This window comes from Halodesulfovibrio oceani subsp. galateae, from assembly GCF_055397225.1.
This window is the reverse complement of the sequence record NZ_AP042453.1, coordinates 3,414,167-3,440,097: the sequence shown is the minus strand read 5'-3', so window position 1 is coordinate 3,440,097 and position 25,931 is coordinate 3,414,167. Positions and strand designations below refer to the sequence as shown.

General features: G+C 46.0%; 22 protein-coding genes and 1 tRNA gene. 9 read left to right on the top strand and 14 right to left on the bottom strand.

Annotated features, from left to right (window positions below):
- Positions 1–474: 474 nt before the first annotated feature.
- Together ACZ5V1_RS15125 and ACZ5V1_RS15120 are read left to right on the top strand one after the other, a co-directional pair.
- Positions 475–2,121, top strand: coding sequence for a hydantoinase/oxoprolinase family protein (locus ACZ5V1_RS15125; RefSeq protein WP_464389543.1), 1,647 nt, complete (start codon positions 475–477; stop codon positions 2,119–2,121).
- Positions 2,122–2,158: 37 nt separating this feature from the next.
- Entirely contained in the window at positions 2,159–2,491 is a 333-nt protein-coding gene (locus ACZ5V1_RS15120; protein ID WP_464389542.1) for a hypothetical protein, read from the top strand.
- A 391-nt stretch (positions 2,492–2,882) separates the two neighbouring features.
- Here the strand turns inward: ACZ5V1_RS15120 and selB are convergent, their stop codons facing one another.
- Positions 2,883–4,808 (bottom strand): selenocysteine-specific translation elongation factor, encoded by a 1,926-nt coding sequence (gene selB / locus ACZ5V1_RS15115; protein ID WP_464389541.1) that lies wholly within the window; start codon positions 4,806–4,808, stop codon positions 2,883–2,885.
- A gap of 234 nt (positions 4,809–5,042) precedes the next feature.
- Here selB and ACZ5V1_RS15110 point away from each other — a divergent pair, with 234 nt between their 5' ends.
- Positions 5,043–5,435: a secondary thiamine-phosphate synthase enzyme YjbQ gene (locus tag ACZ5V1_RS15110; protein WP_464389540.1), complete on the top strand. Its 393-nt coding sequence runs from the start codon at positions 5,043–5,045 to the stop codon at positions 5,433–5,435.
- A 326-nt stretch (positions 5,436–5,761) separates the two neighbouring features.
- Here ACZ5V1_RS15110 and ACZ5V1_RS15105 read toward each other — a convergent pair whose 3' ends face one another.
- The gene (locus ACZ5V1_RS15105; RefSeq protein WP_464389539.1) at positions 5,762–6,586 is read right to left on the bottom strand and encodes a nitroreductase family protein; all 825 of its coding nucleotides are present in this window, start codon (positions 6,584–6,586) and stop codon (positions 5,762–5,764) included.
- A 351-nt stretch (positions 6,587–6,937) separates the two neighbouring features.
- Between ACZ5V1_RS15105 and ACZ5V1_RS15100 the strand changes: the two genes are divergently transcribed.
- Positions 6,938–8,116, top strand: coding sequence for a Na/Pi symporter (locus ACZ5V1_RS15100; protein WP_464389538.1), 1,179 nt, complete (start codon positions 6,938–6,940; stop codon positions 8,114–8,116).
- A gap of 639 nt (positions 8,117–8,755) precedes the next feature.
- Here ACZ5V1_RS15100 and ACZ5V1_RS15095 read toward each other — a convergent pair.
- Positions 8,756–9,178, bottom strand: a complete 423-nt coding sequence (locus ACZ5V1_RS15095) for a universal stress protein (protein ID WP_464389537.1) — start codon at positions 9,176–9,178, stop codon at positions 8,756–8,758.
- Between the two features lie 824 nt (positions 9,179–10,002).
- The gene (locus ACZ5V1_RS15090; RefSeq protein WP_464389536.1) at positions 10,003–10,509 is read right to left on the bottom strand and encodes a GNAT family N-acetyltransferase; all 507 of its coding nucleotides are present in this window, start codon (positions 10,507–10,509) and stop codon (positions 10,003–10,005) included.
- Between the two features lie 217 nt (positions 10,510–10,726).
- Here ACZ5V1_RS15090 and ACZ5V1_RS15085 point away from each other — a divergent pair, with 217 nt between their 5' ends.
- On the top strand, positions 10,727–12,673 hold the full coding sequence (locus ACZ5V1_RS15085) for a molybdopterin biosynthesis protein (RefSeq protein ID WP_464389535.1): 1,947 nt from the start codon (positions 10,727–10,729) through the stop codon (positions 12,671–12,673).
- A gap of 1 nt (position 12,674) precedes the next feature.
- The gene (locus ACZ5V1_RS15080; RefSeq protein ID WP_464389534.1) at positions 12,675–13,133 is read left to right on the top strand and encodes a YbhB/YbcL family Raf kinase inhibitor-like protein; all 459 of its coding nucleotides are present in this window, start codon (positions 12,675–12,677) and stop codon (positions 13,131–13,133) included.
- 267 nt (positions 13,134–13,400) lie between these two features.
- On the opposite strand, the gene ACZ5V1_RS15075 is transcribed toward ACZ5V1_RS15080, so the two are convergent.
- From ACZ5V1_RS15075 to ACZ5V1_RS15060, 4 genes are all read right to left on the bottom strand, one after another.
- A complete protein-coding gene (locus ACZ5V1_RS15075) occupies positions 13,401–14,423 on the bottom strand; it encodes an alpha-hydroxy-acid oxidizing protein (RefSeq protein WP_464389533.1) in 1,023 nt (340 codons plus the stop codon).
- A gap of 139 nt (positions 14,424–14,562) precedes the next feature.
- Entirely contained in the window at positions 14,563–15,252 is a 690-nt protein-coding gene (locus ACZ5V1_RS15070) for a FadR/GntR family transcriptional regulator (RefSeq protein WP_464389532.1), read from the bottom strand.
- Between the two features lie 360 nt (positions 15,253–15,612).
- Positions 15,613–17,397, bottom strand: a complete 1,785-nt coding sequence (locus ACZ5V1_RS15065) for a chloride channel protein (RefSeq protein WP_464389531.1) — start codon at positions 17,395–17,397, stop codon at positions 15,613–15,615.
- A 25-nt stretch (positions 17,398–17,422) separates the two neighbouring features.
- Complete coding sequence (locus ACZ5V1_RS15060) at positions 17,423–18,367, bottom strand: bifunctional riboflavin kinase/FAD synthetase (protein WP_464389530.1); 945 nt, start codon at positions 18,365–18,367, stop codon at positions 17,423–17,425.
- Between the two features lie 322 nt (positions 18,368–18,689).
- Here ACZ5V1_RS15060 and ACZ5V1_RS15055 point away from each other — a divergent pair.
- Positions 18,690–18,776 (top strand) — tRNA-Leu (locus ACZ5V1_RS15055).
- A 205-nt stretch (positions 18,777–18,981) separates the two neighbouring features.
- Here the strand turns inward: ACZ5V1_RS15055 and ACZ5V1_RS15050 are convergent.
- The 5 genes from ACZ5V1_RS15050 to ACZ5V1_RS15030 form a co-directional block, all read right to left on the bottom strand.
- The gene (locus ACZ5V1_RS15050; protein ID WP_464389529.1) at positions 18,982–20,304 is read right to left on the bottom strand and encodes a peptidoglycan DD-metalloendopeptidase family protein; all 1,323 of its coding nucleotides are present in this window, start codon (positions 20,302–20,304) and stop codon (positions 18,982–18,984) included.
- A gap of 179 nt (positions 20,305–20,483) precedes the next feature.
- Entirely contained in the window at positions 20,484–21,026 is a 543-nt protein-coding gene (locus ACZ5V1_RS15045) for a disulfide bond formation protein B (RefSeq protein WP_464389528.1), read from the bottom strand.
- A gap of 8 nt (positions 21,027–21,034) precedes the next feature.
- Complete coding sequence (locus ACZ5V1_RS15040) at positions 21,035–21,127, bottom strand: hypothetical protein (RefSeq protein WP_464389527.1); 93 nt, start codon at positions 21,125–21,127, stop codon at positions 21,035–21,037.
- Between the two features lie 156 nt (positions 21,128–21,283).
- Positions 21,284–22,705 carry an MFS transporter gene (locus ACZ5V1_RS15035; RefSeq protein WP_464389526.1) on the bottom strand — a complete coding sequence of 474 codons (1,422 nt, stop codon included), beginning with the start codon at positions 22,703–22,705 and terminating at the stop codon, positions 21,284–21,286.
- Between the two features lie 40 nt (positions 22,706–22,745).
- The gene (locus tag ACZ5V1_RS15030; RefSeq protein WP_464389525.1) at positions 22,746–23,186 is read right to left on the bottom strand and encodes a MarR family winged helix-turn-helix transcriptional regulator; all 441 of its coding nucleotides are present in this window, start codon (positions 23,184–23,186) and stop codon (positions 22,746–22,748) included.
- A 173-nt stretch (positions 23,187–23,359) separates the two neighbouring features.
- Here ACZ5V1_RS15030 and hemW point away from each other — a divergent pair, with 173 nt between their 5' ends.
- Together hemW and ACZ5V1_RS15020 are read left to right on the top strand one after the other, a co-directional pair.
- A complete protein-coding gene (gene hemW / locus ACZ5V1_RS15025; protein WP_464389524.1) occupies positions 23,360–24,502 on the top strand; it encodes a radical SAM family heme chaperone HemW in 1,143 nt (380 codons plus the stop codon).
- 86 nt (positions 24,503–24,588) lie between these two features.
- Positions 24,589–25,479: a zinc dependent phospholipase C family protein gene (locus tag ACZ5V1_RS15020; RefSeq protein ID WP_464389523.1), complete on the top strand. Its 891-nt coding sequence runs from the start codon at positions 24,589–24,591 to the stop codon at positions 25,477–25,479.
- 218 nt (positions 25,480–25,697) lie between these two features.
- On the opposite strand, the gene ACZ5V1_RS15015 is transcribed toward ACZ5V1_RS15020, so the two are convergent.
- A complete protein-coding gene (locus ACZ5V1_RS15015; RefSeq protein ID WP_160716170.1) occupies positions 25,698–25,907 on the bottom strand; it encodes a hypothetical protein in 210 nt (69 codons plus the stop codon).
- Positions 25,908–25,931 lie beyond the last annotated feature (24 nt).

Below are 25,931 nucleotides of genomic sequence, written 5' to 3'. Positions count from 1 at the left end.
ATAACATTTCCATTATATTATGTTGGAATAGTGTTCTTAAGATAAAAAAGGCACTATTCTATTACTTAAAAAAACTGTTGTAATCTTAGAGAGAGTGTTACTTGCGTTCGCAGCTGAGATAGTTTCTTTAATGCGAGTTTTGTATAGTCATTACCATTACCAGTAATTCATACGCTGCGCACTGAATCGTCATATACCGTCTGTTCCATTCCATATTACTTCGACAAGAATCGCTTGAAATGCAATGAAGGTTGATTAACGAAGAAGTAAAGTTTGTTTTAATGTAGCTACGTATAAATACAGTCTTGAACAAAGATTTCGTATTAGAATGACTTATAATAGCATTATAAATTGCACATTTTTTAATTAGATACAGTTATAATTGCATTATATTGCGTATGTTTCGCACTCAGTTGCCAAACCACCTGTTCAAACGGTAGTCTGGGCGCTCATTCATGTATGGGAGTACGCGCAATGGGAAGTAACAAACGGTACTGTATTGGTATTGATACCGGTGGAACATATACAGATGCAGTTATTGTGGCGTTGGATTCGGGGAGTGTTATTACAACAGCCAAAAGCCCCACAACGCACTATGACATCCAGAAAGGCATTCAGGCGGTTGTTGAGAAGGTGTTGGCAGCATCTCACATTAATCCGGCTGACATTATCAGAACATGCGTTTCCACCACGTTAGCAACTAACGCATTAGTGGAAAACAAAGGCGCAGACGTAGCACTTTTCGTCATTGGCTTTAACCAGCGGCTAGAAGTTCCAGCTGTTGCCGCTCGCTTTGTCCCCGGTGGTCACACCATTAAAGGGGAAGAAGTGAAGCCCCTAGGCATTCAATACATTGTCGACGGGGTAAATGAATTGAAAAACGACGTAGAAGCATGGGCAGTATGCAGTTCTATGGCGTTTATGAATCCTGTACACGAGCTTGTTGCAGCAAAAGCCGTTAAGCTGGTGAGTGATGCCCCTGTATTTTGTTCGCACGAGGCAAGCTCCCGTGCTGGCATGAAGGAGCGTGCATCCACCGCATGTCTTAATGCGCAGCTTCTACCAGTTATGCAAAAATTTCTTTCCGGCATACGTAACGCACTTTCCGCCTGCGGCATTACAGGCGAAGTACTCGTAGTGCGCGGTGACGCAACAGCGATGCATATGCAAGAAGCACTTATGCACGCTGCATCAACAATTGCCAGCGGCCCCGCAGCTACAGCATTATTCGGTGCAAAAACTACCAACACAACCGATGCCCTCATCCTCGACGTAGGCGGCACTACAACAGACATAACGCTCATTAAAGATGGTAAGCCAGTGGTAGATACCGCGGGCATGTCTATTGGCAAATGGGAAACCCACGTAGAAGCTGTGGAGATGTTTACTGTTGGAATCGGTGGTGACAGCCTCGTGCAGCTGACACAAGGTAAACCAATGCAGGTAGGCCCTGCGCGGGTAACGCCAATCTGTATGGCGCGGGAAATCCCCGCTCCGGAATCATGGATAGGCCAAGGCAAGATTTCACGTTGCATCACAATGGCACCGGATCTCACGCCAGAAATCATCAAAAAGTCTGCACTACTCACATGTCTTACAGAACATGGCTCTATGACGCCTCAAGTGCTGTTAAAACACCTAAGCATTGCCGAAATAACCTTCGAACAAGAGCTGACCAAACTGCTTCACAAACAACACATCATAGAAGTAGGCTTTACTCCGACAGACGCACTGCATGTTCTTGAAAAGCTCGACATCGGTGACTCCGCCACTGCTCTCAACGCCGCTCAAGTATTAGCAGACATTGAAGGCTGTACTGCAAAAGAATTCGCACAACGCGTAATCACACAAGCAGAACGCATCATCGAAGAAACAGTACTGCGGCACCTTTCCAAACGTGAAATAGGCGGCAATCTCGCCGGTTATCTCGCAAACAGAGAAGAAAACAAGCTGCTACAAATTTCTGTGTCACTCAACGTACCAATGATCGGAATAGGTGCAGCCGCACCATATTTGCTCACAAACGTTGCAAAACGACTGAATACAACCATAGCTTTCCCCGACCATTTCGCCGTCGGCAACGCTCTTGGTTCCGTATTCATGGCAGAGCGCAACTGCTAAGTCTTTCAACGTCATCTGATAGAAAAAGGAACATGTCATGGAACATAAAGAACAAAGTTTTGAAGCTGTAATTGAAGTTGGAAGCGAATGTGAAGATTGTACAATCGTGCACGGTTGGCTTTACGACGGCACCAAATGGGTACTGCACGCATGGGGTGAAACCAATGACGCAGTGTACGATCTCACAGAATCTCGCGATCCTCAGCATCGCGAGGAGTACTACAAAGCTCACGGCGTGACCGAAGAACGGCTCCGCCGCTATTCACGCATAGAATTCTTCACGCTCCTCGGAGACACCAAGTCTTTCGGCCCTTACGACAAAGAGCTTTTCTTTGCGACTGAATCGGATGTCGATCCGTTAGGAAAATAAGTTTCAATAAGCTGTAATAACTTTTTGGGGCCTCTGGCGGGTCTTCGACGAGCCTCCGGCGGCTTAAGAACCTCTTGCAAGAGGTTCTTAAGAATCTCCAGAAACTTTTATTATGCGATGAACGCCCGTTGATAGATTTCTCACGCGGCTTAATTCGACTGACTTGAATAGCAAAAAGGGCTGTCCTTCATATGAAGGACAGCCCTTTTTTATTTTTTGAAAGGTAGTGGAGTATAAGCCGCGAGGTTGCGTAAAAAACGTGCTCACCTCGCATAATAAAAGTTTTGGAAGGGGGTCTGGGGGAAACTTTTTCCAAAAAGTTTCAGCCCAGCCGCCGGAGGCTCGTCGAAGACCCGCCAGAGGCAAAGCCCACTACACCCAAATAACCTAACTACACTTTACCAGTACCGCGAAGCTGGCGCTTGTCACCGATACGCATGGTTAACCGCACGCGGTCAAAATATTCAAGCAACGGGATTGCGTACTTGCGTGAAAGCCCTGCGATTTCGCGCAGCTGTCCGGGCCCCATGTCGTCATGGTTGGAAAGATATTCGCATACCATTTCTTTTACTTTTTCCAGCGCTGGCGCGTGATAGTAGAGAGTGTCTTTCACTTTCACCATCTCGCCTTTTTCTTCCATAAGCTTGAGTACTGGGACGGCTTCTTTTACTTCCACACCGAGCGGCTCGAGAACCTCTTTGAGGTTCGGGGGAGTAATTCCGCCCTTTTCGTATGCTTCAAGGATGGTTTTACGTAAGCCTTCCTGATCCGCTGCCATGGATACTTTGTGCGCTGGTAAACGCAGAACATCACCGTCTACAATGATGGATTTGGCTTTAATAAGTCGTTCAACAAGAAAGTGTACAAGCTTAGGTGAAAGCTGCTTACCCCAACCGGATGCAAGCATACCGCGGGAAAGACCAGCTTTCATCGGTTCGTTTTTATGAAACGCAGCCATAAATTCAACACAGCTTTCTGAAAGTTCAGTAAGAATTTTTCCTGCTATGTACTGGCGCTCTTCTTTGTCGAAACAAAGCGCTTCTTGCTTTCCACCCAAGAGGTTAAGAATTTTTTCAAGCTTCTTGGTTTCGATATCTGTAAAAATGCAAAGACGAGTGAAGGACAAGCCTTTTTCTGCTGCCATTGCTAGGTGCAGACGGACTCTGTCGTCCGGCTCAGCCTTTGGAAGCTCTTGCAGGCTGTTCCATATAACTTCGTAATGCGGATTCTTTTTGCGAAGGCGTTCAGCTTCTGGATGCAGTAATTTGCCACCACCCACGGTACGCAACGGCGAGAAAGAACGAACAACACAACGGTCGTTTGCTACGCCCACCATTGGCTCTGGGAAACGAACTTCACAAATGGCGGTTTCACCCGGCATAAGTTTGTCCCGATCAGGAAAATAAAGACGCGCTAAAACGTCGCGAGCACCGTGGTGGAAATGTATTTCTGTACGATTTTTAAGCGGTGATGGCGACGACGAGAGGCATGTCAGCTCAATATGCCACGTGTCGGAAGGGAACAACGTATCAGGCCGTGCAAGCACATCGCCCCTATGAACGTCTGACACTTCTATCCCAGCTATATTGATTGCGGTACGCTTGCCTGCCGGAGCCTTTTCAACAGCGCTGCCATGACTTTGAAGCCCGCGAACCTTACCCATAAAATCATGTGGGTAAAAACGTACTTCGTCGCCGATATTGAGAGAGCCGGAAACCATGGTTCCCGTCACAACGGTGCCATGACCACGCATAGTAAACGATCTGTCTACTGGCATGCGGAACAAGTCAGAACGGCGCTGCGGTACTAACTCTTTCTCCATTTTGGCAATATGCGCACGGACGGTATCAAGCCCGTCGCCTGTTTGCGAGGATACTAGGAAAATTGGCGCATCTTCAAGGAATGAGCCCTGCAAAAACGCTTTAACGTCTTCCTGCACCAGCTCAAGCCATTCTTCGTCAACCATGTCTGTTTTGGTAAGCGCAACAAAGCCTGTCGGGATACCAAGGAGAGAACAAATTTCCAGATGCTCACGGGTCTGCGGCATTACGCCTTCATCCGCTGCAATAACCAGCATCACAAAATCGATGCCGGATGCACCTGCAACCATGTTCTTAACAAATTTTTCGTGCCCCGGAACGTCCACAATCCCCATCTTGCCGCCATCCGGCAAATCGAAGAAAGCAAACCCTAATTCAATGGTTATCCCGCGCTTTTTCTCTTCTTCCAGTCTGTCACAATCGATTCCGGTGAGGGTTTTTACAAGCGTGGTCTTACCATGATCAACATGTCCGGCAGTGCCCATTACAACAGGCATAGATACTCCTTGGCATAATTCCTAACTGATGCTGCTACACAGAATGTTTATCCGTTAACAGCAACGCATCGTACAGTGTAGTGCCCTCATCGACGACATCTGCCGCCAAGAGGATTGTATGTTGTATTGGAAAAAACCCAACTCCTCAACTATTCCCCGCTCATAGAAGATCTCGCACAATCGTGTTACATATCATACAACACATTCAACCGCTTACAAACATACGAGGACATCATGGAACTACTTGAAATACGCACATCCACCCGTGAAGAACTCATTGATATTACCTCAAAAGTACAAACGCTTGTCAGCGAAAACAACTGGCAGGATGGCGCGCTGCTACTTTTTTGCCCGCACACAACCGGCGCAGTAACCGTCAACGAAGGTGCAGACCCAGACGTTGCCCGTGACATAACAGTAAACATGCGACATCTGGTGCCACACAAAGGTGACTACCAGCACATGGAAGGCAACAGCGATGCTCACATAAAAGCAAGCATGTTCGGGCCCGATCAAATGCTTATAGTCGAAAATGGTCGAGTTCAACTCGGAACATGGCAAGCTATCTATTTCTGTGAATTTGACGGAGCACGCAATCGCAAGCTTTGGGCTAAATTTATTGGGTAGAAGCTAAGAAGTTTAGAAGACTGGGAGTTGCCTCCGGCGGCTGGGCTGGAAACTGTTTCACTGTCTTTATCCGTAATCCCTCGTACCTCGAGAACGGCTAAAGCTTGCAAGTTTCCCCCCAGCCCCCCCTTCAAACTTTTTATTATACGATAACCGCCCGTTGATAAATTTCTCACGCGGCTTAACTATAGTGACTTAAATAATAAAAAAAGCTGCCCTTTGAACAAAGGGCAGCTTTTTTGGCTACTTAATTTGGCGAAATGACGCTCGATATAAGTTCTCTTGTGCTATTCGGCGAGAATAAATATCGCCGAAACCTCGTGTCTCTACAGTGTCACGCGGTGAATTTTTTGAAATTTGCGATCAACCGTACGTGTGTATCTCACAGAAGACTTTCCGAACATGAGCACATATGCGGCCTGATGATCTTCAGGAATGCCGAGAAGCTCTTTGTAGTCAGGTACAAAATACATAAACGCTTGCAGTGCAAACCCGCACCAGAGGGTACCTAGACCTGCGTTTGTTGCTGCGAGATCAAAGTGCGTGAGCGCTATGGCAATATCAACCATGGGTGATGAACCAGTTGTCGGCGAAGACACAACAAGCATGTGCGGTGCTTTTCTAAAGACGATGTCGCCCCCTCCTGCATGCACTTTATCAAAGGCATTAAAGTGCGCCAGCTCTTTAGGGACTCGATGCGCTCTGACTGCTGTAGCAATATGCCCGTAGGCATGGTCTGAAATTTTCTGCATGACTTTTATATCGTCCACAACGGTGAACTGTAGCGGCATGGCATTCTTAGCTGTCGGGGCATTTGCGGCAAGATCAATGAGCCTGTCGATGAGGGCTTTTTCAACATTTTCTTGCTTAAAACGACGTACTGAACGACGTCCGCGCATAAGCGTTTCAAGCTGTTTTTCGGATGGCAGGTTGCCTTTAATCTGCACACAGTCTTCCGGCTCTACGTTTAACATAGAAATGGCTGCTGTAGGACAGATGGCAAGACAGTGCAGGCATCGTAAGCAACGATCTTCACGGGAAGGAGCGATAGCCGGGTATTCACCTTCAAAACGGATAATTGATGCCGGACAATCTGTTACACATTGATTGCACTGAATGCACTTTTCGGTATCAACCTTAAAATCTAGCATGTCTGCTCCTTACGTCACAGTGGTGAAGGGTGCTGCCTCTATAAAAAAAGTCAAGAAATCTGCATGAATTCATGCGTAGAGGTGTCATGTACAGATACGTGACGTGTAGTTGATGCACAATACTGTAAAAAAGATTGAGGATAAAGAACGATATTTTTGATCGATATTATTCTGACAAAAAGACACCGAATTTTAACGGGATATATGTTGAATTGCATACTGTGGTCACAATGCAGCAAAGCTGTAACAAAGCTGTCACATAAAATGTCTATCTAGAGCACGGCTCGAGGAGCAGGCAAGTGTGTCTGAACAGGTCGGGTCGATCACCTAGATATCCGTTATGGAGCATGTATGCCTGAGATGACTTACTCTCCGGAAACGACGCACGAAGCGTCTTCTGTGACTGACCCAGACAAAATAAACCTGAATAGCATTGGCCGCTGGCTCGCTATCGCTGCCCTTGTTTACTGTATGTTACTTGCAGTAGGCATGATTGGCGCAGGTTTTAAAACTGCTACAGCAGGACAGGCGAAATCATTATTTGCTTTCGCATCCAACCCATTCCTCGGACTCATCATCGGTACCGTTTGTACCGCTCTTATCCAGTCTTCAAGTACTGTGACCTCTATTATTGTTGGCCTTGTTGCCGGTGGCCTTCCGGTATCACTCGCAATTCCAATGATCATGGGCGCAAACATCGGTACAACCATTACCAATACTATTGTCAGCGCTGGACACATGCGATGCAGCACAGAATTTAAACGTGCTTTTTCTGCAGCAACCGTGCATGACTTTTTCAACTTGATGGCGGTAATAATATTCTTACCGTTAGAAATGTTCACCGGATTTCTACAAAAAACAAGCTTGGCGATTGCTTCTATGTTCGTGGGCGGCAGCTCAATGAGCATCAAAGGCATCAACTTTATTAAGCCGATTACCAAACCGATTATTGGCGCTCTTAAAAGCATGCTTGGTAGTTTTTCACCGGAAGTTCAAGGCGTTCTTCTTGCGCTTTTCGGTATCGGATTAATTTTCTGCGCTATCACCATGATGGGCAAACTGCTCAAGAGACTCATGGTTGGCCGCGCTAAAAATATGCTCCACACTGCTATCGGCCGCGGGCCATTTGCAGGCATCACTTCCGGAATGCTCATCACTATCCTTGTACAATCTTCTTCTACAACAACAAGCCTTATGATCCCGCTTGTTGGCTCCGGCATCTTCAGTATGCGTCAAGTGTACCCGTTCACTCTGGGAAGCAACATCGGCACCTGCGTAACTGCCCTGCTTGCAGCAACCGCAGTTATCGGCGGCAATAGTCTGTTTGCTCTTCAGATTGCCTTTGTACATTTGCTCTTCAATATTGCCGGCGTACTGTTTATTTACGGAATTCCATTTTTACGCGAAATTCCTCCACGCTGTGCTGAATGGCTTGCAGATTACGCAGGCCGCAAAAAGCGTTATGCAGCGTGTTATGTGCTTGGCGTATTCTTCTTACTTCCGGCTACATGCATTATTCTCGCTCAGTAAAACTGGGTGGTTTATTAGAGCTAATTAGAAACAAATATTAGCCTCAAACTATGTAGCAATTTCAGAATAAATATTGCCTTTTCAGAATGTTAGTAAAAATACCGCAGGAAGATGTTCTTCAAAACATCCTGCGGTATTTTTTTCACTATTTGTACTTCCAAAATAAAAAGGATCGCTTTACAGTCTCACTGAAACCGTTTACAGAATTGGTTCAGATAATTTCTACTAATTTACTCAAGATGAGTGGAGGTAGAGTACTCACTGCATTTAAACAGTGTAACCGCTTCCGGAAAATGACTGATAGATGATGGTACCCCCGTATCAACTTCTATCGCAGTTTGCCGGATGAATCTGACATAAACATCATCTGGTAAAGGTCGTTTGTTAACGACTTAGCGCTGCGTGTTGCAAATTCTTCGGTAGCATTCAATGGGCGAAATGCTGCCGGAGCTTCTCAAAAGAGTCCGGGGTTCAGCCGATGGTTACTTGTTCTGAACTCCGGACTCTTTTGCGTTCAACATTTGAAATCCACGACATTGAATAATAAAAAAAAGGTCGATTTTGTTTACTGACAAACCACCATTATGGTGTTGCCAGTAAACAAAATCGACCTTTTCGTATGTATAGAAAGAAAAAACGCTATGGCTTTTTATGTACCACAAGCACATTACACGGAGACTGCTTAAGCACACGGGTTGTAACGCTACCGAGCAGAATGGATGCAAGCGGGTTTGTTCCGCGTGGAGCCATAATAATCAGGTCCACTTTCTCTTTTTTCGCCATTTTTGCAATCTCTTCGCTCGGCGAGTTATCAATAACACGCTCGATATACGCAACCTCAGACTTATCAAGCAATTCGCGTACAGGCGTGAGCACCTGATTCGCGTATTCAAGTGATTCTACAGAAAAATCTTTGAACTGCTTCAGGTTTTGAAATGTTTCGCTGCAATAAAGCAATATGATTTCTGCGCTAAATTTTTTTGCCAGATCAATAGCTTCTGCAGCGGCATTGAGAGAATATTCCGATCCATCTACCGGCAACAATATTTTTTTTACTTCCATATACTACTCCCATGTAACAGCAGAGTTTATGCGAATAATCATCAATGCCAAAGCTCTTTATATTCGCTACCAAAGAGCACGTTAGGGTCTGTATTTTAAGTAAAAACAAACCTCTTATATTGTATATACCAATTTAGAATGGTTTTTTGCAACATTTTTCTAAGCATAGCTTGCTAAACAAGGTGTAGCAATTGGATAAAAAAGATATAATGAACAGATATACGAAAAGACTAATCCCCATAGTTAAATGAGAATTAGTCTTTTGAAACAGGAAAACCAATGGATTCCTGAGTAGGGATGTACTGTATATCCCCATGCACTCTTTGGCGTAATTGAGTAAACATGGATGATGCGTTTATACAGTGCATTGTTCATGTAATTTTTTTTGATAAAATAAGTAGTATGTATAGGAATAGACAAATTCTATTTCCAAGTAAACAAAATGAAAAATATCACAAGAAAACATCTATAATTTCATATTTTCAACAATATCACGCTTTCAATTATGCTGTTTAATGTTCATAATACTGAATAGTTGCATACAAAAAAGCCTGTCTCAAAACATACGTTTTGAGACAGGCTTTTTATAGGTTCTTTTTGCTGCCGAGTTTTCCGAACACAGTCACGGAACAGTCGTGTCCGGAAAACACAGCATCAACGCGTAAAGATCACGCGTTATGCGAGGAAGCTGCATAATACCCAAGCGGTACGAGTATGCAACTTAATAAATTTTATATAATCCATAAGTTTTTTTTGACTGACTTCACTATAACGCGACAGAACAGAACGATAACCAGCTGAACTATCAAGAAATACACAAAAAATTAAAGATAATCCATTAAGTGAGCAGTGTGTAAAACTACAGCCCCTTCAGGCACGCTTTTTCCTAACGGCAACAGAACAACGTGTTCCGGCTGAACATTTTTATAGGTGATCCTGGAATCATTCCGGAAACCAAGCTTCGTAAAAAATTTTGGGTCACCGTGAGAAATTAATCCATTTGCCTTCTGTGTATACATAGCGCGCACAGCCTGACGTATAAGTGAAGTGCCGATGCCTTTTCTCTGATGTTCAGGGAGCACCCCCACAGGCCCTACATAAAACCAGCCTTCATCGTGACCATTAATTAAAACTGGGGATACAGTCAGTTGCCCAATAATGCCTGTGCCATACTCTTCTGCAACAAGAGAGAGTGTTAAAGCATCACTTTTCCTGAGTGCATCAACTATTTTGTATTCATCTTTGTATGCATACGGATGATCGTTAAACGCATTATACTGCACATTACGAATCGCGGCAGCATCATGTTCTCTTTCGGGGCGAACACGCACAATGGCCTCCTTATAGCTGAAGAATAGTAGATCAACATTCTATCTGTAGCACAATTCCACTACAAAGTGACACACGCCCCATAGAATATACCATTGGGACACGGCACATCGCGACGCAAAATAAAGTGTCTGAATATGAACGAGCTTCAGGCTCTTTTATTACCATTCTAAAACATGTAGTATGCCCGTCGATCACAAAAATTACCGCGAGGAACATATGACTGCATCAAAACGAAACGTATATTTAAAGACAATCCCGCTGACTGAAGCCGTAGCGAAAATGCAAGCTGCACTCGACCGAGAAGTTCTTTTGAGAAGCGAAGTTGTGCCGACACACGAGGCTGGCGGACGCGTATTGGCTGAAGCAGTGTTTGCTGAATATTCCTCGCCAACGTTTCATAGCGCAGCAATGGACGGTATTGCTGTAACAGCAAAGGAAACCTTTACAGCCCGTGAAGGCGCACCATTGCAGCTGAAAAAAGGAATCTCCTACGTTCCTGTGAACACAGGTAACCCGCTTCCGGAAGGACGCGATGCTGTCATTATGATCGAAAACGTTATCTCTGTTGATGACGACACCGTCGAAATTGAAACACCGTCTTTTCCTTGGCAACACGTGCGCCGCATCGGCGAAGACATTGTTGCTACGGAGCTGCTCTTCCCGCAGAATCAGCAAGTTTCCCCATATGACATCGGAGCCTTGCTTAGCGCGGGTATCTGGGAAGTACGTGTGTGGGAAAAAGTACGCATATGCATTATCCCGACCGGTGATGAAGTGCTCGATTTTGAAGAACGTCCAGAGCCTAAACCTGGACAGGTAATTGAAAGCAACTCACAGGTGCTCAGCGCAATGGCGCGAAACCTTGATTGCATAGTCGATCGTGTTCCGCCTGTTCCGGACGTTCCTGCACTGCTGGAAAAAACTGTTGCCGCAAAACTCGACGAGCCATATCACCTCGTCATCATTTGCGCCGGTTCTTCCGCAGGTTCCAAAGATTTCACCCGTGCAACTATTGCCAAGCTTGGCGAAGTAGTTGTTCACGGTGTTGCCGCCATGCCGGGAAAACCCTCCCTGCTTGGCGTCTGCAAAGATAAGCTTGTTGCCGGAGCCCCGGGGTACCCTGTAAGCGCCGTAGTGTGCTTCGAGGAGCTCTTAACTCCACTTATCTCATGGATCAGCCGCAAACCTGTTCCTTCGCGTCCTAAAGTGGATGCAGAGATCACCCGCAAGGTTCCATCTAAGCTTGGTATTGAAGAATTCCTGCGTCTTTCCATCGGTAAAGTCGGCGAAAAATACGTAGCAACTCCGCTTGCCCGTGGCGCAGGGTGCATTACCACCATGTCCCGCGCTCAAGGTGTTGGTCGTATTCCGGCACAGGCTGAAGGCATCGACCAGAACGCCATTGTTCACACCGAACTGCTTGTGGAAGAAAAACGCCTCGATGAAATTCTCGTTACCATCGGCAGCCACGACAACACTCTCGATATTTTATCTGATGAACTCATGGGACTCGACACACCAATGCGTCTTGCTTCCAGCCACGTCGGTTCTATGGGCGGCATCCTCGCCATCAAAAACGGTTCATGCCACATGGCTGGCGCGCATCTATTTGATCCGGAAACCAGCGACTACAACTTCCCGTTCATTAAAAAATACCTGCCGGATACCGATGTCACTCTCGTGAACCTCGCCATCCGTCATCAGGGATTCATTGTTCCTAAAGGGAACCCGCAAAATATTCAATCCATCGAAGACCTTGCAAGCGGAACCATTCGTTTTCTCAACAGACAACGCGGAGCCGGAACACGCATTCTCTTTGATTATCATCTGAAAGAAGCTGATATTTCTCCTGCGTCCGTGACAGGGTATGATAAAGAAGAGTTTACGCACATGGCAGTTGCCGTAAACGTGCTTACTGGAGCTGCCGATACCGGACTCGGTATCTACGCAGCAGCAAAAGCGCTTGATCTTGATTTCGTGCCGCTAGCACGCGAACGATATGACCTTATTATTCCGACAGCCTACATAGAAACACCGCAGGTGCAGGCAGTACTTGAGCTACTTCAGTCTCCTACATTTAAAGCACGAATTGAAGCGCTCGGCGGGTATGAGACCTCTTTGACAGGAACCATTATGGAGCCGGGAATCGGCCTTGGAGAATAGTGTGAAATTTTACAGTCCGGCATTCGCCGCTACAGAAGAAATTCCGGTAAAATACACCTGCGACGGTGAAGATATTTCGCCACCGCTTAAATGGTCAGATCTTCCTGAAGGCACAAAAAGCCTCACCATAATCTGTGATAATCCAGATGCGCCTTCCGGCGTATGGGATCACTGGCTGATCTTCAACATCAGTCCAGAGATCACAGGGCTTGAGGAAGACACCCCAAAAGTTTTTGATCCATTCAGAGGTATCGGGCACGGTATCAACAGTTGGAACAACTCATATTACGGTGGCCCTTGTCCGCCATCCGGTCAGCACCGCTATTACTTCAAGCTCTATGCGCTTGATGCAAAGCTGCGGATCAAGCCGGGATCAGGCAAAGGTGCCATACTTCGCGCCATGGAAGGACATATTCTTGAAAAGGCACACTTCTTTGGTGTCTATTCGCAGAAGAAATAAAGAAAATGAAAAAGCCTCTGACGATACTTCGTCAGAGGCTTTTTTTTATGATTAGGTCGGGCTTGGTAGTCGGGTAGGCCTTCGGCGAGTCTCCGACGGGGACGGGCTCTGCCCTCCACCCGCAAGGGGGAATCCCCCTTGACCCCGTTTAGGGTATTAAGGGCGGAGAAACTTCAAGCTCAGTCCTCTCGTAATGTTTGATGAAACATACCGATCGTACTCTAATATACGTTTTATCAGCTACCCAAATCTTTTTGTTGTTAGCTATTACTGTCCGAGAACGTCAGTAATGATGTTAAGATTCACATCATCAATAGTTTCACAGCCAGTAAGAACCATTGCTGATTTAATTTGTCCTGTAAGCTGCTGGATGTACTTGGACGCACCATCTTCAAGGCCGCCCATGGTTGCGATGGAGAACGGACGTCCGATCATCACAGCATCTGCGCCAAGAGCTACCATTTTGAGAACATCAACACCGGTGCGAACACCGCCATCTACCAGTACTGCAATCTCACCGTTAACGGCTTCTGCAATTTCAGCAATAACATGCGCTGTACCTGGTGTATGATCTAAAACGCGGCCGCCATGGTTGGACACAACAATACCTGCTGCACCAGCTTCCACTGCCGCCTGAGCATCTTCAGGAGTCATAATACCTTTCAGAAGAACTTTACCCGGAATGCGCTCAATAAGAGCCTTCAAACGCTCAACACCACGTGGAGCAACAGGGCGTCCCATCTTTGCAAGGGTGATCAGGCCAATAGCATCAATATCGATGCCGAAGGTTGTACAGCCAGTTGCAGCTGCTTTTTCGATTTTTTCGAAAAACTCTTCGCCTTCCCACGGTTTAATAAACGGAATCCCGTTGCCATTTACAGCCTTGATGGCGTCAAAACCAGCTTCGGAAATAAATGGCGGCACGCCGTCGCCAGTACAGCCGACAATACCGTTTGCGTCACACGCTTTAAGTTTGGACATGATGTAGTCTTCTTCAGAGACTTTTCCGCCCATATTGAAAGATACGCCGCCAATCGGTGCTGCAAATACAGGAATGGAAAGATCATACCCAAGAACAGAAGTACTAGGGTCAGCCTCGGAGCAATCGTGGATAGTACGCATACGCAGTTTATAGTCTGCCAATGCCTCTACGTTACCTTTAAATGATGCAGCAGTGCCAAGACCGCCCATTCCTGGAACTTCGCCTGCACAGGCGCGTCCATCACATTCTTTACAGACTCGGCAATAGCCTTTCATGAGCTCACGGGCTTCTTTACGAACATCTTGCATGACATTTCCTTACGTGGGTTGTTGTGGTTAATTTTTACACCGCAGGTATCAGCCAAGAAAACTTCAAGTTCTAAAAACGAATTGAAGGGAACATATTACTACGCTGAGTCGTTTCGGGCTGCCTGCGGTTGTCTTATTTTTAAGTAAAAAGCATTCCATGCACTTGTTCCAAATGCTTCTGCATACATTTTGTTGCCAATGCTTCATCACCGGCAACAATGGCGCTAAAAATTTCTTTATGCATAGAACAAGACTGCGCTCTACGCTCTGGAGTCTGCAACGGTGCTTCCCGTGTTTCTTCCAAGGCAGTGCTTGCATTAAACAATGCCTGTTCAAAAAGCGGATTTCCGGAAGCCTTGGCAATAGCGCAATGAAAGCGAATGTCCTTTTCCCAAGGATTCCCTTCCGGCGGCTCCGGTGCTTTTTCTTTCATAATTGCAGCAATGTCTTCGAGCTGCTCAGGCGTTGCATTCCGTGCTGCCAATCCAGCCATCACCGGCTCAATAGCCTGACGAAACTCCATGATTTGCAGCAAATAAAGCCGCTGTTCTGTTAACGCTTCTGCCAGTGGTTCCACAATGTCCCCTGTATCGATAACAAAGGTACCATTGCCGCGCCTGCTTTCAACTATACCCTTTTCTTGCAAAGAGCGGATAGCTTCTCGGATGGAACTACGCGAAACTTGAAATGTTCTGGCTAAATCGCGTTCCGCCGGAAGTTTATCACCAACGGAAAGTGTGCCAGCTTGCAGCATCTCTTGAATACGCAGCACTACCTGTTCGTATATTTTCAGCTGCTCACTGGGGTTTGCGGAAGATATATTGTTCATGTAATCCTTTAGGTGGTCTGACCAATTCCTTTGGTCTGACCAATAGCACAACAAAAGTCGGTTTTGAAGAATTTTATTATTGAGGAATTTGCCACATAAGAAGAGTTTCCTTGATAAAAAAAAGCCCCTGAGTTGTTCAGGGGCTTGGGATTGCTAATTGCGCTGTTTTTAAACAGGTTGAGACAAACTTGTATAGTGCAAGGCGCAAGAATAAGTCAGGAGCGAAGCATAGTTAGACCTATGTGAGCGTCTGACTTATTCGAAGTAACGCAGCAATGTGCGAGTTTGTCAGCAAGCTGGGGCTTTCGGATTCTATCGTTTTTCACAACAACGCCGCTTTGTGCGGACTGCCATTGCTGGCTAGCGTTCGTTTTCGTGAATAGTATACAAGTGGTTTTTGTACGCTCTAAAAACATCAGCTCTGTTAATCAAGCCGAGAATTTCGTGCGGGTTACTTTCCTGCACAACAGGGATCTGGCCGAGATCGGAATCTACAAACTTAACGAGCGCGGTGTACAGATCATCGTCTTCCTGCAAGGTAACGCCTTTACGGGCAAGATCACCTACAACAACGAGGTCAAACAAACTTTCTTCATACAGAATGTTACGCACATCGTTGATGGATAAAATACCTGTAATTTCTCCCGCGATGTTTTTGACTGGGAAAAAGAACTCGTTGGTATTGGTAATAATGTTCGTAAGTGCTTTAAGCGTAATGGATTCTTCCAAAATAGTTACGCGTCCACGCTGGAAGAACTCTCTTACCTGCAAATTTTCAAGAATGTTGACGGTAGAATCAACAATATGTGCAGGAGATTCAAATTTGTTCTCAACCTGATTCTCGTAAAGAGAAACTTTGCGGCTGATAACAACACATACAGCACCGGCAAGCATAAGCGGAGCAAGAAGTCCGTAGCCCTGCGACAGCTCACAAACCATGATCAGTGGACCAATTGGAGCATTCGCCACACCAGCAAAGAACGTTGCCATACCAACAAGAACGTAGCCGCCCGGCTGGGTGACAATATTCGGGTAGAAGCTGTTTGCAGTGAACCCGACAACGCCGCCTGTCATACCGCCTACAAAGAGTGCAGGAGCAAACATACCACCACTGAGGCCGGAGCCGAGAGTGAGTGAAGTTGCCAATGTTTTACCAAAAAGCAACACAAGCATTGTAAGTACTGGCAAATTGCCGTTAATTGCTTGTTCTAAGCCATGATGACCACTTGAAAGCACTTCTGGGTAGAACATGCCGTATACACCCATGAGAAGGCCACCTGCGACCATAGCCCACATGATGCCAACACGCTGACGAAGTTTGTCAAATACGGAGTACTTAAGAAAGTGGAAAGTGCGGACATAAATCCAACCAGCCAGCGCACATGCTGCGGAAAGAATCGCGTAAAAGAAGAGTTCACGCACATCATTGAAGTGGAATTCTGGAATATCAAACATTGGTTTTGAACCAAATGCCATAAAGAACAGAGAGTAAGCCACAACTGAAGATGTAACCGCAGAAACAATAGCTTCTGATTCAAAATCTTCTTTGTAGATAACTTCAATAGCAGTCATCGCGCCGCCAAGCGGGGCAAGGAAGATAGCACCGAGACCACCGGCTGCACCGGTAAGCATCAGGATGCGGCGTTCTTTGGTGGAAAGACCAAATTTGTGGGCAAACCAGCAGCCAAGTCCAGCACCAAGCTGGGAAACTGGCCCCTCCTGACCTGCGGAACCACCCGCGGCAATAGTCAGGATAGAGGTAATACCTTTGATAATTGGAGCCTTAGGCTTAATTTCACCTTTATTTTGGTGAAATGCCTTGATCATGGCATCCGTACCGTCAGTAACGCCATCAATGGAATCCGGCAGAAATTTGTTTACGAGAAAGCCGGTAATAAAGGCGACGGTAACAAGTGCTACAGGGATTACCCACGGACGATACTCACCATTGCTTCCATGTGCAGAAAGTCCGGCGAGATCATTCTGGATAAACTCTTGAGAATAATCGAGCCCAAGGCGAAATAAAATTGCAACTAAACCGGCAAAAATACCAACAAGTATGCCGAGTACCAGCATACGGACGTATGTAACGCTGTTGTACACACGCAGGTATTCTTGCCAAACTCTCTTAAAGGGACCGAGCATCGGGCGCTCCAAATTGTATATTATGCTACAGGCGTGCTTCTGGTGCGTCGAGCAACTGTCGTGCTAAAGAAACGTCACTGGTAATCTGTTCAATGAGTTCATCCAGTCCGTTGAACTTTCTCTCATCACGCATACGCGCAACAAAGTTCAAACGCAGTTCCCATCCGTAGATGTCTGCATCAAAATCAAGAATAAACGTTTCAACGCTGATCTCATCGTTACCGAAGGTAGGGTTATAACCAATGTTGGTTACAGCCTGATATACCTTGCCGTCTAATTCTGCCCATGTGGCGTATACACCCGATTTCGGATGTAATTCGTCACGTACGCGCATGTTTGCGGTCGGGAACCCTAATAATTTTCCGCCGCGATCCATACCATGGATAACTATACCACGAATAACGTAAAAGCGATCCATAAGAGGTCTTACGTCCCAAACCTTACCGGCCTTAATTAGGTCGCGGATACGGGTGGAACTAACAATGGCATCGTTAATCATGACGGGCTGAAGGCGTTCAATGCCATATCCTAAGTCTTCTCCCAGTGCGGAGAGAAGCTCAAAATTGCCTTTACGACCTTTACCGAAGGCGTAATCGTATCCAACAACAAGCTCTTTCATGTTAAGCTCATCAACAAGGATAGTTTTTACAAACTCTTCAGGTTCAAGTGCAGCCAGATCTCGTGTAAATTCGAGCAGAACCACAAGGTCTACGTCTATTTTTTCTAACAGATCTAGTTTTTTTTCATAGTCTGTAATGAGAGCAGGGGCATGCGAACCGGCAAGCACCTTAAGTGGATGCGGACAAAAGGTAACAACAACACTTGGCACGCCCATAGACGCCGCCTTTTCTTTAGTGCGGTTAATTAACTTTCTATGACCGTTGTGCACTCCATCGAAGTTTCCGATAGTAACGCAACAACCTTGGGAAAGATCTACTGAAATTTCCTGTATACTTCGTGCTATTTGCATGGGTACCACCAGAAGCATGTGATTTTCTAAAAATACTTTCACGCACAGGCAGCCTGTTGCGCGAAGGCGAATATTGTTACAGCAAAAGGGGTGGTGCTTCAAGTGGCAGTTGGTGTCCAATCCCGTTTTGTATCTATGCTTTTGTTAACACTGTCTTTCGTGTAAATCTAATGCGTTACTAACGCACGCTCGCGACTCAGCCACTTTTGAGCATGAAATAAAAGCCATTTTTTTTATTTTTTTCTACAAAAATGCTTGCAAGATTTCTATATTATCGCTAAACACCACTCCTCGAAGCACTACAAAAGCTTCGACGAAACGTGCCGAGGTGGTGGAATTGGTAGACACGCTAGGTTCAGGGTCTAGTGGATGTATTTCCGTGAGAGTTCGAGTCTCTCCCCCGGCACCATCGATATCAAAAAGCTCTTAATTCGAAAGAATTAAGAGCTTTTTTTTGTGCAAAAAATATTACGCACAACAATACAAAAATTAAACAAAAAAAGGGTGGAGTTAAAAACTCCACCCTTTTTTTATTTCACGAAAGGTAGTGATGCATGGGCTGCGAAGCCACATCAAAGATGCAGAAACTTCAGACGCATGCCCAGCTCTAAAAGCTACGCAGCGTTTTCGACGACCAGCTTAGGAGTCTGAGCTGTTTTGCTTGGATTCAGTAATTTAGCTTTTTCTTTCAGAATAACAATTTGAGCTTTGGTAGCTTTTGGCGCACGCGGGTTGGTTGCTCTTGTCGGGTTAATGTACTTGCCGTTCTTTCTCATACGGAAATCAAGATGTGGCCCGGTAGAAAGCCCCGTTGAACCAACATAAGCGATAGTCTGTCCCTGTTTAACCTTTTTACCGACTCTCATGCCTTTGGCGAAGCGGTTCAGGTGTAAGTAAGCAGACTCGTATCCGTTGCTGTGACGAATTTTTACATACTTACCAGCCCCTCTGCTGCGAGCAACTTTGATAACTTTGCCGTTACCAATAGCGGACACAGGCGTGCCGCGTGGAGCAGCGTAATCAACTCCGTGGTGCGGTCGGTATGTCTTGAGGATCGGGTGCAGACGCCTGTTGGTATACTTGGAAGAAATACGGGTAAACTTGAGTGGTGCTTTTAAGAACGCACGACGCAAATTTTTGCCTTCAGCAGTGTAGTACTGCGTAAAGCCATCCTTATCCTTCATGTAGTAACCTTCATGCTCGTTACCCTGATTCACAAATCGTGCAGCAAGAATGTCGCCATAGCCTTGGAACTTTCCATCACGGAATCGTTTTTCCACAACAACTGTAAAGTTATCGTTTTTGCGAATATCGCGGATAAAGTCGATTTCCCAACCAAAGATGTCACCAATACGAACAGCAAGTGATGCTTTTTCACCGGTGGCAGTTAATGCCTCGTACAAGCTGGACGTAATTACGCCGTTAACTCGTTCAGTGATGACGTCGTATTTAATGTCTTTGCGTTCAGCCGCAAAGCCATCTTCAGTTTTTGCTACAGAAAGGTATTGATCGTTATCGATCTCGTATTCAAATCTTGTGAATTCTCCGTCGGTGGTGACGACTCTATAAGGACGTCCTCGACGAAGCTTTGTGAGACGGAAAGCTTTATCAGTTGCAGATGCAAGCTGATACACTTCCGCTTTGGAGAGCCATTTGTTCAGAATGGTAGAGGCAGTTGCGCCTTTTCCAATTTTCCCGCTGAACACATCCACTACAGGTTGTGGAATTGGCGCAGGTTCAACCTGTGTCGCTGAAGCCACTAGTGCTTCCGGTGTTACTTCAGAAGTTGCGACAGGAGTGGTGCTTTCGATTTCGTTATGAGCGGTCTGTTCAATTTGCGATGGTGTTAATGATAGATAGGCTGTTGCAACGACTAAAACGACTGCAACAACAAGCAAGCATACTTTTTTTACATTTATTTTCTGCTGAATAGACATATAACCCTTACAAACGTTCTCAAATAGTTAGCACATTCCATATTATACACGGACTAATAAAGATCATCTGAAAAGGGTTTTAGTCAACCCCTTAGAAGGAACGAGTCCTGATAATGTATAAGATTTTCAGAATTAATAATGAGTTCGCCAAACTAGATACTGTAAAAATTTTAAACAAATTACGGTTTAAGGAGCATGTAGTCCACAGGATTGTCCGGACACCGCCAACCGCACTCTAAAAAAGTGACTGCAACAAGTGGTAAGGTGATCAAGATCATAAACCCGAAACCAATATGAACGATTTTGTCGTTGTACGGCGGAGTATCAAGCGGTGACCATGCATCTTCTATGAGTAACAATAGGGCAGTAACCACAAGCGCAATAAAGAAGATGAGGGATGACCATGTATACAGATGCATACCAAGAACAGGGGCTCCATAGTTTCCTGAACCGGGAATGATATGCAAAAGAACCTGCCGTACGCTTACAGCAATGCCGAACAAGGCAAACATAAGAGTAACGGATAGATGACGTGGCCTGATTCCGAACCGTAAATTAAGCAGCGGCCCCATTGCCAATCCAATCATTGCATAGCGCTGAAGAATACACAGTGGACATGGTAGATCGCCAACAATGAACTGAACGGAAAGGGAGCCGCATATGACAACGGCGACCATCATTAGCAGGGCTAAATTGATCTTGCGCGCGAGTTCTGGATGCATACGCCCGCCTACAGGTTAATGTTTAACGAATCTGTAGCGTGAGTCATAAACCAAATGATCGCGAGAATGATTGAAGAAATAGTAACGTAGATCGCGCCCATCCGATGCCCATACCACCCAATGCACATTGCCAATATTAGTAATAAAAATAATATAGTACTCATACCGGCAGTGTATTGAAGGCTGGGCTGTAGTGCTAAGATAATTTTTTAAAAAAGCACTATTTTTTTCGGATGATGCGTTCTTTTTTAGGTGAGTTAGGCGTCTGTACTCTTTGGTGCGGTGTTGTACATAGCTGAATCCTTCTGCGCAGAAAGGCTGGCAAAGGAACACACAACGCCGATTGCGCTGATAACTGTAAAGATAACAAAGCCTGTCTGCATGGATGAAATAAACGCTTCTGGAGCGGCAAAAACAGATTTACTACCCATAAACATGCTTAGGATAAATGAAATGGAAGACATTGCTGTAAGCATACCGAGGGTACGCATTGTAGCGGAAAGACTTGCGGCAACGCCGTAGTGCCTTGGTTCTACGCAATTCATAATTACTGTAAGGTTCGGTGATGAGAAGAATGAGAAACCAAGCCCGAGTAATACCAAAATAACCATCAGAGTTCCGATGCTTGTAGCCGCCGTAACTGTGGCGCAAATGCCAAGGGCAACAGTACAAAGCGAGAGTCCGATAATCACTAATTTACCAGGATTAATCTTATCTGAAAGAGCTCCGGCAAAAGGTGACAATACAGCCATGATCACAGGCTGGATCACAAGAATCATACCCGCATACTGTGGGGAAACACCTTTAATCTGCTGCAAATACAAACTGAAAAAGAACGTTACGCCAAATGAAGCTGCATAGTTCATAAGCAACACAATGCTGCTTAAAGAAAAAGTACGATTCTGCTTCAAGAGCGGAACATTGAGGATAGGATGCTTTGCTTTTGATTCCCAAAAAATGAATCCGCAAAGTCCGATGATTCCGGCTACGAACAGAACAGGGAATATTCCTCCCGCTCGCATATGAGTCACGCCTGTCATCGCCATGCAAATTGCAGCCGCATACATGATGCTGCCCGCCCAGTCGAACGGAGCACCTTTTGCGCCGAACCATTCCCCGTGCAAACGAGTAAAAGTAAGCCACAAAGCAACAAGCTGAAGCGGCAGAGCGCCCCAGAAAATCCAGCGCCAGTCAGCATATTGGATAATAAAACCCGTAATTGTAGGACTCGCAGAAAGTCCCATATACACTGATGCTGCCACAATCCCCATCGCCTTTCCCCGCACTTCAGGCGGAACAACAGACGAAATAATGGCAATACTGGTTGTTGCAACAAGCGCAGAGCCTGCACCCTGTACGAAACGCAAAAGAATTAGCGATTCCATAGTCGGTGCCAGCGCAATGAAAAATGTTGCGCAAATGAATACTGAAAGTCCGGTCAGAAAAACTTTTTTACGACCATGAATGTCTGCAAAGCGTCCTGCAGGCAGCATTAAAATACCACCTGCCAGAATGTACGCCATCTCAACTAGGCCAAGCTGAAATGCGCCAGCTGAAAATTCTTTGCCTATTGCAGGCAAAGCTACACCCACAGCCGACATCATAAATGGTGTCAAAAACTGTACGGCAGCAACGATAAACGTTGCTGCCGCTGGTGATACTGTTTTAGTTTTGGTCATGGAATCCTCCCCAATCAGAATAGTGTGTCTAGCAAGTAAATTATTCAGTAAGGCCGTGTTCACAGATCTTTGCTAAAAGATCTGCAAGTATCTTCTGCTCTTCCGTGGTCAACGGCGCGAGCACTTCGTGCGTTGCTTCTCGTAACGATGATCTAAGCTCGCCTTTAATCCAGTTCGCTTTATCTGTAGCGGAAACGAGCTTCTGTCTTCGGTTTTTAGGGTTAACTTTTCGCTTAACAAACCCTTTAAGTTCCAATTGTTCTACAGCGCGAGCAGTCGCTGCAGGGTCAATGAAAAGAGCTTTAGATAATGCATCCTGCGTCATCGGCTCTTTGTTGTGCAGAATTTCCATTAAAAATGGTACCTGCCCATAGGTAATGCCGTACTGAGAAATTTTCTCTTTGGCCTTTGCAGCCTGCATGCGATTCGTCATCGCCACTGCATATCCCAATGGAAACTGTTCATCTTGAAAGCGGTTCATTGCTCCCCCTGTCTCTTTGAGAATAGGATCGAATTGTCGTATCAACTGTTGATCTGTCAATAAAGGAAAAGAATTCGTGCGTCAATGGACCTCACCCTCATTTATAATGCAGCTAACGTACAATCAATTGAATCCTTGACGCATGGCGCCCCTATCCCTACTTTCAACCCGTTATGTTGCTATACTTACATGTCCCTTTCTGCCGCAGTAAATGCGGCTACTGTGCGTTTCATTCCCAAGTGCCGGATGAGAACGCTGTACAGGTGTATCTGGATGCATTAATGCGCGAAATCGCCCTCTGGGGTGACAGGCTCGGCAATGTTCCGGTGGAAACCATCTTTTTTGGTGGCGGCACGCCTTCCATACTCCCTTCCAAAGCCATAGGCACAATCCTCAACAGACTTGCCAAGACCTTTGCCATCGATAACGGGGCGGAGATCAGCATGGAAGCGAATCCCGAATCAGCGGTACGGGGCACATTCCTGCACGATGTTCGCAGCTCGGGCATTAACAGGCTCAGCCTCGGCATTCAGAGTCTGAACCGTGACTTGCTGCACACCTTAGGCAGACCGCACTCCGCAAAACAGGCAATTCAAGCCGTTGAACTTGCTCGCCAAAGCGGATTCGGCAACATAAACGTAGATTTCATCTGGGGATTACCGGGACAGCGCATAAAACACTGGCTCGAAGAACTGAAAGAAATTGCCAAGCTGGGACCGGATCATCTCTCCTGTTACAGCCTCACAATCGAAGAAAACACCCCATTCGAAATTGCCCACGATGACGGAAATCTCGAACTGCCAACTGACGACGACCAGAGTAAAATGTTTCTGTACGGATCAGATTTCTTAGAGCTTCAAGGCTATACACACTACGAAATTTCCAACTTTGCGCGCATGGGCTTTCAGTGCCGCCACAACCTTGGATACTGGGAAGGCGCAGACTATCTGGGACTCGGCCCTTCAGCCGTCTCAACAATAAATAGTCAGCGATGGGGAAACACAAAAGACCTCGCAGCCTACGCAGAACAAGCCACAAGCGGCCAACTCGGCGACAACTCAGAGACTCTGACGCCGCATGAACGTATGCAGGAACTCATCATGCTGCGCCTGCGAACAGCACGCGGACTACGACTTGCTGCTTACAAAGAGCTCACCGGCAGAAGTTTTATGGAAGATTTTCGGCCTATGATTACAGCGTTGCACCAGCACCGCTTAGTTAAAATTCGTAATGGTTATTTGAACCTTACGAAACGCGGCATGTTGGTCTCCAACACCATCATTGAGAACCTGTTCGAAGCTATGGACCGCATCTAGTATTTGAAGCATTGACTTTCTAGATGGTAGTATTACTCTAAGTCCTCAGCCCGAAGCCTCGGGCGCTTTATGAGGGGTGGAGTTCTATGATAAAATGTTTGGTACTGGCGGCAATCGCTGCCTTTGCTTTTGTTTTGCTTCCTGAACCTGCGTACGCGTGGGGGCCGGGAGTTCATATTTCTATAGCTGAATGGCTTCTTTCCAACCTTACTCTTCTTCCTGCATCAGTCGCACACACCATCGCATCACACAAAGACGCATTTAAATACGGCGCACTTTCCGCTGACATATTCATCGGAAAAGGCAGCACAGTCGTTCCCGGTCACAGTCACAACTGGGAAACAGGCTTTACGCTTCTGGAAAATGTTCAAAGTCCCAAACTGCGTTCATACGCCTTCGGGTACCTTTCACATCTTGCAGCAGACGTCGTAGCACACAATAACTACGTTCCAAGCCTTATGTCAGGAGCACCGACTTCCGGCAAACTCGGACACGTATACATCGAAGCACAAGCAGACCGCATGGTTCGCTGGAACAGTAACAGTGTACGTGGCTTATTCAAAATTTCCTGCACCGATCATGATTGTGAGCTGCTCGCAGCCACAAACAAAACCAAAGGTGGTTTTGCTTTCCGTAAACAAGTGTTCCGCAGCAGCGTAGCCTTATGCGGCGCGTACCCGTGGAAGAGTTCGCTCAAGCTTATTCACCACACAATGCCCGGAGCAGCAGACCGCAAATACTTACAGTCCATGATCGATGCCAGTGCCCGGTCAGTAATCAACATCCTTTCGCTGCACGACAAGTCAGCCGTTATAGGTGTAGATCCAATCGGAGCAGTCGCGCTAGCGAACTCAAAAGGACTTTGTGCAGGGGCACCAATCATCCCCAAACGCAACCCTTTTCCGCTCGTTTTCCCGTTAGACAAACGGGTATCAACGTTGCCTAAGTTACAAGTTTCGCATCGTATTTTGCTTTAACACGCGGCTTCGATAATACGGGAATTTTGCCTCCGGCGGCTGGGCTGAAACTTTTTGGAAAAAGCTTCCCCCAGACCCCCCTTCAAAAACTTTTATTATCGATAGCAGCACGTTTCTTACGCTGCATTGCGGCGTATACATTATTACCGTTAATACAATAAAAAAAGGGCTGTCCTTCATATGAAGGACAGCCCTTTTTGCTATTCTAATCAATAAATTTATTTGCGACGAGTCACTACATTCAACAACAAGCGAGCAATAAACCATGCACTCCCGAAAAGTATCGCAAGCGCAAGAAAATAGAGCGGGGTGCTCGCGGCAATTTCAGAATTACGCAGCAACGTTATGCCACTAAAGATAATGGCAGCACTAATTACGAGCTGAAACAGATGATTCGAATCACGGATCACCTTACGTCGTTTGCTCATAAAAAAGCTCATGATCCAAACGAT

What these genes read in the sequence shown, in the direction of transcription:
- ACZ5V1_RS15125 (WP_464389543.1), top strand. Translation starts at nt 475, where the DNA reads ATGGGAAGTAACAAACGGTACTGTATTGGTATTGATACCGGTGGAACA.
- ACZ5V1_RS15120 (WP_464389542.1), top strand. Translation starts at nt 2,159, where the DNA reads ATGGAACATAAAGAACAAAGTTTTGAAGCTGTAATTGAAGTTGGAAGC.
- selB (WP_464389541.1), bottom strand. Translation starts at nt 4,808, where the DNA reads ATGCCTGTTGTAATGGGCACTGCCGGACATGTTGATCATGGTAAGACC.
- ACZ5V1_RS15110 (WP_464389540.1), top strand. Translation starts at nt 5,043, where the DNA reads ATGGAACTACTTGAAATACGCACATCCACCCGTGAAGAACTCATTGAT.
- ACZ5V1_RS15105 (WP_464389539.1), bottom strand. Translation starts at nt 6,586, where the DNA reads ATGCTAGATTTTAAGGTTGATACCGAAAAGTGCATTCAGTGCAATCAA.
- ACZ5V1_RS15100 (WP_464389538.1), top strand. Translation starts at nt 6,938, where the DNA reads ATGCCTGAGATGACTTACTCTCCGGAAACGACGCACGAAGCGTCTTCT.
- ACZ5V1_RS15095 (WP_464389537.1), bottom strand. Translation starts at nt 9,178, where the DNA reads ATGGAAGTAAAAAAAATATTGTTGCCGGTAGATGGATCGGAATATTCT.
- ACZ5V1_RS15085 (WP_464389535.1), top strand. Translation starts at nt 10,727, where the DNA reads ATGACTGCATCAAAACGAAACGTATATTTAAAGACAATCCCGCTGACT.
- ACZ5V1_RS15075 (WP_464389533.1), bottom strand. Translation starts at nt 14,423, where the DNA reads ATGCAAGATGTTCGTAAAGAAGCCCGTGAGCTCATGAAAGGCTATTGC.
- ACZ5V1_RS15070 (WP_464389532.1), bottom strand. Translation starts at nt 15,252, where the DNA reads ATGAACAATATATCTTCCGCAAACCCCAGTGAGCAGCTGAAAATATAC.
- ACZ5V1_RS15065 (WP_464389531.1), bottom strand. Translation starts at nt 17,397, where the DNA reads ATGCTCGGTCCCTTTAAGAGAGTTTGGCAAGAATACCTGCGTGTGTAC.
- ACZ5V1_RS15060 (WP_464389530.1), bottom strand. Translation starts at nt 18,367, where the DNA reads ATGCAAATAGCACGAAGTATACAGGAAATTTCAGTAGATCTTTCCCAA.
- ACZ5V1_RS15050 (WP_464389529.1), bottom strand. Translation starts at nt 20,304, where the DNA reads ATGTCTATTCAGCAGAAAATAAATGTAAAAAAAGTATGCTTGCTTGTT.
- ACZ5V1_RS15045 (WP_464389528.1), bottom strand. Translation starts at nt 21,026, where the DNA reads ATGCATCCAGAACTCGCGCGCAAGATCAATTTAGCCCTGCTAATGATG.
- ACZ5V1_RS15040 (WP_464389527.1), bottom strand. Translation starts at nt 21,127, where the DNA reads ATGGGCGCGATCTACGTTACTATTTCTTCAATCATTCTCGCGATCATT.
- ACZ5V1_RS15035 (WP_464389526.1), bottom strand. Translation starts at nt 22,705, where the DNA reads ATGACCAAAACTAAAACAGTATCACCAGCGGCAGCAACGTTTATCGTT.
- ACZ5V1_RS15030 (WP_464389525.1), bottom strand. Translation starts at nt 23,186, where the DNA reads ATGAACCGCTTTCAAGATGAACAGTTTCCATTGGGATATGCAGTGGCG.
- hemW (WP_464389524.1), top strand. Translation starts at nt 23,360, where the DNA reads ATGTTGCTATACTTACATGTCCCTTTCTGCCGCAGTAAATGCGGCTAC.
- ACZ5V1_RS15020 (WP_464389523.1), top strand. Translation starts at nt 24,589, where the DNA reads ATGATAAAATGTTTGGTACTGGCGGCAATCGCTGCCTTTGCTTTTGTT.
- ACZ5V1_RS15015 (WP_160716170.1), bottom strand. Translation starts at nt 25,907, where the DNA reads ATGAGCAAACGACGTAAGGTGATCCGTGATTCGAATCATCTGTTTCAG.